The organism is Kitasatospora sp. NPDC047058, assembly GCF_040643935.1.
Classification (GTDB): domain Bacteria; phylum Actinomycetota; class Actinomycetes; order Streptomycetales; family Streptomycetaceae; genus Kitasatospora.
In genome coordinates this window covers 1-5,708 of sequence record NZ_JBEYVJ010000413.1, presented here as the reverse complement: position 1 = coordinate 5,708, position 5,708 = coordinate 1, and the positions used below count along the sequence as shown (strand labels likewise).

Annotated in this window: 4 protein-coding genes; all 4 read left to right on the top strand. The window is 76.4% G+C overall.

What is annotated here, in order from left to right:
- Positions 1-2,144 (top strand): helix-turn-helix transcriptional regulator (locus ABZ885_RS34240; RefSeq protein ID WP_360197554.1); only part of this gene is annotated, 2,144 nt, incomplete at its 5' end.
- Between the two features lie 140 nt (positions 2,145-2,284).
- The gene (locus ABZ885_RS34235) at positions 2,285-3,256 is read left to right on the top strand and encodes a helix-turn-helix domain-containing protein (RefSeq protein WP_360197551.1); all 972 of its coding nucleotides are present in this window, start codon (positions 2,285-2,287) and stop codon (positions 3,254-3,256) included.
- Between the two features lie 310 nt (positions 3,257-3,566).
- On the top strand, positions 3,567-4,628 hold the full coding sequence (locus ABZ885_RS34230) for a helix-turn-helix domain-containing protein (RefSeq protein ID WP_360197548.1): 1,062 nt from the start codon (positions 3,567-3,569) through the stop codon (positions 4,626-4,628).
- A 320-nt stretch (positions 4,629-4,948) separates the two neighbouring features.
- Positions 4,949-5,708 (top strand): dimethylargininase (gene ddaH, locus ABZ885_RS34225; protein ID WP_360197557.1); only part of this gene is annotated, 760 nt, incomplete at its 3' end.

Here is a 5,708-nt window from a genome sequence, read left to right as displayed (position 1 = left end):
CGCCACTCCGCGCAGGCATACAGCCGGCCGTCTTCGCCCAAGCCGAGCAGGATCGCAGAGAAGGGATGACCGAGGCGGCCGGGAACCCGCTCGCGCTGGTGGAGCTGCCGCGTCAGCTGGCGGCCGCCCAGCAGCGCGGGACGGCTCCGCTGCCGGAGCGCCTGCCGTTGGGGCGCAAGCTGGAGCGGATGTTCGCCGAACGGCTGGGCGCGGTGTCGCCGGAGGCCGGCCGCCTCCTGCTGCTCGGCGCACTGGCCTCCGGCCCGGACTCCGGCAGCACCGCATGGCTGCGGGCGCTGGCGGACGAGAACGCGCGGGAGATCCTGGCCCGGATGGAGGCGGACGGCCTGGCGCGGCTCGACCCGGCCGGGCAGCTGGTGTTCCGTCACCCCCTGGTGCGTACCGCGGTCGTCTCCGCCGCCTCCGACACCGCGCGCCGCGAGGCGCACCGCGCCCTGTCCGAAGCCCTCGCGCCGGACGACCCGCGGCGGCTGGTCCACGAGGCGTCCGCCGCGCTGCTGCCCGACGAGGACCTCGCGCACCGCCTCCAGGAGGCCGGCCGCGCGCTCGCCCACCGGGGTGGCGACGCGGAGGGCGCGCTCCTGCTCGAACGCTCCGCCGCCCTGAGCCCCAGCTCCTGCGACCGCGTCCGACGGCTCACCTGGGCCGCGGTGATGGCGGCCCGCGGCGGGCAGGTGCGGCAGACCGCGGCCCTGGTGGAGGAACTGAAGTCCAGGACGGTGCCGCAGGACGTCGCCCCGCTGTTCGCGTACGCGGTGATCTACGCGGACCAGAGCCACCACGTCGACTTCGAGTCCTCCGCGGCCCTGCTGCCCGCAGCCCTCGACGCGCTCACCGCGCCGGGCGCCGACACCTTCGGCGGGCTGGTCGAACAGGCCTACTTCAAGCTGCTGCTGGCCGCCACCTACACGGACGACCCCTGGGCCTGGCGGGCCCTGGAACGGCACCGGGACCACGTCTCCGAGGCCGCCCGGCTCTGCCTGCAGGCCTGGACCGACCCCGGCCCGGACACGGCCGCCACCCTGCGCGCGGTGGCCGACGGCATGACCGAGGAACAGGAGGCCGGAGCGGCCTGGCTCCTGCTCTGGACGTCCTCGGCGCTCGACTGCCCCGAGAGCGACCTGTGGCAGCGCTTCACCGGCCTGCTCGGCTACGCCACCCAGGGCTCGGTCGCCAAGGCCAAGTGCCACCAGGACTTCCTGCTCGGACACTGGGACCGGGCGGCCGTCTGCCTGCGCGAGGCCGAGATCGCGGAAGAACTCGGCTACCACACCAACGCCCTGATGTTCCGGCAATACCACGCCCACTTCCTGGCCGGCCGGGGGGACGAGGAGGGGCTGCGGGAGACCGAGCGGGCCATCAGGCCGGCCGCCACGCGGGCCCGGATGCGGTACGTCCTCGACCGCCTGACCCACCTGCGCGGTCTGGCCGCGCTCGCCCACGGGCGCTCCGAGGAGGCGTACGCGCACTTCTGCGAGCTCACCCCGCCCGGGCAGCTGCCCGGCGGTCCGCCCTGGCGTCATGCGCTGGTCCTCGACCTGGTGACGGCCGCCGTGCACACCGGCCGGCGGGAGGAGGCCCGGGCCCACCTCGCGTCCGGGCGGGCGGCACGCTCCGCGGAGATCTCCGGCCGCCACGCCTTCCTGTTCGCCGCCGCCACCGCGCTGGCCGCCGAGGACGACGAGGCCGACGACGCCTACCGCGCCGCGTTCGCCGTACCCGGCGCCGAGCGGTGGGTGTTCGACCTCGCCCGGCTGCGGCTCGCCCACGGCTCGTGGCTGCGCCGACGGCACCGGCCCGGCGCCCGGGAGGCCTTGCGCGCGGCCCACCACGTGTTCCGCCGCCTTCAGGCGGCACCCTGGGCCGAGCGCTGCGAGGAGGAACTGCGGGCCGCCGGCGACTCGGTGGCCCCGCCGTCGGAGGGCCCGGACGCGGGGCCGTCCGGCCTGACCGGGCAGGAGCTGCGGATCGCCCGGCTGGCCGCGACCGGGCTGACCAACAAGGAGATCGGCCTGCGGCTCCAGCTGTCGCCCCGCACCGTCGGGGCCCACCTGTACAAGATCTTCCCGAAGCTCGGCATCACCTCGCGGGCCGCGCTCGCCCACGCCCTCGACGGCGGCTGACCTGCCGGATCACCCGGTCGCCCCGGTCCGCCCGGGCCCCGCGGCCGGCCGCCCGAACACGTCAGTCAGATGACCTAACGGGCAGTCGCGCCCGCGGCCCAGGCTGAGACCGTGCGGAACTTCGGCGGAAGGGCGGTCAGATGGGCATGCGGGTGACGACCGGGTCGGTCGCGGACGACGAGAAGGCGGCCGTCTGGCGCGGGGCGGTGTCCCGGACGACCGTGCCGGTGGAGGTGCGCCCGCTCACCGGGCGGCCGTTCGACGGGCTCGTGGAGTCGCACCGGCTCGGGTACGTGCGGATCTCGACGCTGGAGGCGGACGCCGCCCGGCTCTCCCGCACGGCGGCGCTGATCGCCCGGGCCCCGCTGAGCGAACCGCAGGTCGGCGTCGGCGTCCAGGTGTCGGGCCGGGCCGTCCTGGAACAGGACGGGCGCCGGGCGGAGGTGCCGCCGGGCGGGCTCGTCCTGTACGACACGGCCCGCCCGTACGCCGTCGACTACCCGGAGCGCTTCCGCACCCACCTGTTCCACCTGCCGCGCCGGCTGCTGGCGGTGCCGGAGCGCGACCTGCGGGACGCCTCGGCGACCGCGGTCGGCCCCGCGGAGGGGTGCGGACCGGTGCTCCTGCCGTTCCTCGGCGTCCTCGCCGCTTCCGTGGACGCCTACCCGGCCCCGGTCGGCGACCGGCTGGCCGGCAGCGTCGCCGATCTGCTCAGCGCACTCGTCGCCCAGCTGGTCCGCTCCCGGACGACGGACGAGCCGGACGGCCCCAGCGCGCACCTGGTGCGACGGGTGCGGGAGTACGTCGACCACCACCTGGCGGATCCGGAGCTGGCGCCCGAGCGGATCGCCCAGGCCCACCACATCTCGGTGCGCTACCTGCACCGGCTGTTCGAGGACGAGGGGGTGACGGTGGGCCGGCTCGTCCAGCGGCGCCGGCTGGAGGCGTGCGCCCGCGAGCTGGCCCGGCGCGGTCGGACCTCGCCGACGGTGTCCGCCGTCGCCCAGCGGTGGGGCTTCGTCAACCCGGCGCACTTCAGTCGCGCCTTCCGCGCCGCGTACGGCGTGTCGCCGCGTGAGTGGCGCGCACTCCGGAGCGGCGACGCCGGCTGACGAGCCGTCGAACCGTCCGCCGAGGGGCACGACCATGTCATCGCGGCCGGAGCGCGCACGGCGGCGCAGTGCCCATCGACCGAAGCCAGGAGCGAAGCGTTGTCCGACCCCAGCCCCCTGCCCGCGCCCAGTCCGCTGCCCGCGCCCAGTCCGCTGCCCGCGCCCAGTTCGCTGCCCGCGCCCTGCCCGAGCCCACCGCCTTGTCCGACCAGGGCCCGGTGCTCGACCGGGCGCTCCGGGAGTTCCTGGACACCGGAGCCGGCCGGTCCGGCCGGTCCGGCCGACAACCGCCAGCCAGAGGAGCCCTTGGATGACCGTCGTTCTCGACACCGCCGAAGTCCCGTCCGCCGACCGTGCCGAGTACTGGCACGAGGCCGTTTCGCACACCTTCATCCCCTTGGACGTGGCCCTGCTCGAAACCGCGCCCGCCCCCGCGACCATCACCAGCCACGGCCTGGGCGCCCTCCAGGTGTCCCTGGTGCAGGCCGGCCCGCAGCGGGTCGAGCGCAGCGCGGGCCTGATCGCCCGCGGCGGGGAGGACCACCTCACCCTGGCGCTGCAGCACCGCGGCACCGCCCGGCTGGTGCAGGGCGGCCGGGAGGTGGAGCTGCGGCCCGGCACCTTCGCGGTCTCCGACGCCGGGCGGCCGTTCGCCAAGGAGCTGCCCGAGCCCTTCGCCTTCACGGCCTTCCACTGGCCGCGGTCGGCGGTCGGGGTCACCGAGGAGGACCTGCGGGTGCTCACCGGGACGGCCTTCGAGACCGGCGGCGGCACCGCCCGGCTGGTGGCCGCGTACCTGGAGTGCCTCTCCCGGCCGGCCGGGCCGATGGAGCCACACGTCGCCTCCTGGCTCGCCACCACGGCGCTCGACCTGCTGGCGGTGCTCGCCCACGAGCGCCGGGGCCGGTTCGTCCCGGAGGCGCCGGAGGCGGCGCTGGCCTTGCTGGCCCGGGTGAAGGACCACATCCTGCGCCACCTGGGGGACCGGGACCTCTCCCCGGCGCGGATCGCCGCGGCCCACCACGTGTCGCTGCGCTACCTGCACCGGCTCTTCCGCATCGAGGGGGTGACGGTGGCCCGCTGGATCCAGTGCCGGCGGCTGGAGATGTGCCGCCGCGACCTCGCCCGCCGGGCGGCGGGCAGCGCGACCGTGGCGGCGGTCGCGGCGCGCTGGGGCTTCGTGAGCGCCAGCCACTTCAGCCGGACGTTCCGGGCGGCCTACGGGGTCTCCCCGAGCGAGTGGCAGGCCGCTGCCGGCGGCGGCACCACGCCGCCCGGCGTCCGGCTGCGCCGGCCGGCCGACGCGCCGGGGCGGGCCGCCGGGGTACCGGGGACGGCCGCCGGGGTACCGGGGTACGACGTCGCGGTATGACCGCCGCGGCGGGAACGGGCCGCTCCGGTGCGGGGGTCCGGCCCGGGCCGGCGACGCCGGCTGGACCACCGCCCGCCGGCCGCCGTGCACATCGCGGCCACGTCCGCGATCGCCGGGCCCGGCACGCTCGGGGCCGACGACAACCACCCGGGACGCCGTCCGGGCACCGTGCCATCCGCGCCGGACCCGCGCCGTCCCGGTTCCCCGGGGACCCACCCGGGCGCGGGCACACCCTTGGCCCCCGCCCAGACCCTCCGCACCACCCCGCCGGAAGGAACAGACCGCCCGTGTCCCGTACCGCCCGCCCGCGGCACTACCTGATGTGCCGTCCGTCCCACTTCACGGTGGACTACTCGATCAACCCGTGGATGGAGCCGGCCAAGCCGACCGACACCGACCGCGCCGTCGCCCAGTGGGAGCAGCTGTATGCGCTGTTCCGGGAGCTCGGCCACACCGTGGAGCTGATCGAGCCGGTCCCGGGCCTGCCGGACATGGTGTTCGCCGCCAACGGCGCGACGGTGGTGGACGGCACCGCCCTGGTGGCCCGGTTCCGGCACCGTGAGCGGGCGGACGAGGCCCCGGCCTACGTCGAGTGGTTCCGCTCCCGCGGCTACCGCACCGTGCACCGCGCCGAGTTCACCAACGAGGGCGAGGGCGACTACCTGCTGGCAGGGGAGCGCATCCTGGCCGGCACCGGGTTCCGCACCGACCGCCGCGCGCACGCCGAGGCCGAGCGGGTGCTGGGCCGCCCGGTGGTCACCCTGGAGCTGGTCGACCCGCGCTACTACCACCTGGACACCGCGCTCGCGGTGCTCGGCGAGACCGAGATCATGTACTACCCGGCCGCCTTCTCGCCCGGGAGCCGGCGCACCCTCGAAGAGCTGTACCCGGACGCCGTGCTCGCCTCGGACGAGGACGCGGCCGCCTTCGGACTGAACGCCGTCTCCGACGGCCACCGGGTCGTCCTGCCGGAGGCGGCCACCGGCCTGGCGGCGCAGCTGCGCGCCCGGGGCTTCGAGCCGGTCGGGATCGACGTCACCGAGCTGCTCAAGGCCGGCGGCAGCGTCAAGTGCTGCACCC